General features: G+C 60.5%; 1 pseudogene. It reads right to left on the bottom strand.

Annotated features, from left to right (window positions below):
* Positions 1 to 184 (bottom strand): annotated as a pseudogene (locus SB764_RS42780) (hypothetical protein); the annotation flags it as partial.
* Positions 185 to 253: the final 69 nt, after the last annotated feature.

Raw genomic sequence — 253 nt, 5'->3', positions numbered from 1 at the left:
CGCCGACACCGCGCGCCACCTGCTTGCCACCGCGCACAAGGAAGCGGCCGCGCGATGGGCTGTATACGCCTTGCGCTTCCGGGTACACCGTCAGGAGCACGAAATACAGCAGCCCGAATAACGCCAGCAGCAGTGCGCAGGCCGCACCCAAAGGCGACGTCCTGCGTAGGGATAAGAGAAGCATGACGCCTCGCGACGGGTTAAACTGCCGCGCAGCATAAAAGTTTAAGTTAACTTGAAGTCAAGCTTTCCC

This window comes from Paraburkholderia sp. SIMBA_027 (assembly GCF_046535315.1).
Classification (GTDB): Bacteria; Pseudomonadota; Gammaproteobacteria; order Burkholderiales; family Burkholderiaceae; genus Paraburkholderia; species Paraburkholderia tropica.
The sequence above is the reverse complement of the archived record's forward strand: the minus strand, read 5'-3'. Positions and strand labels throughout refer to the sequence as shown.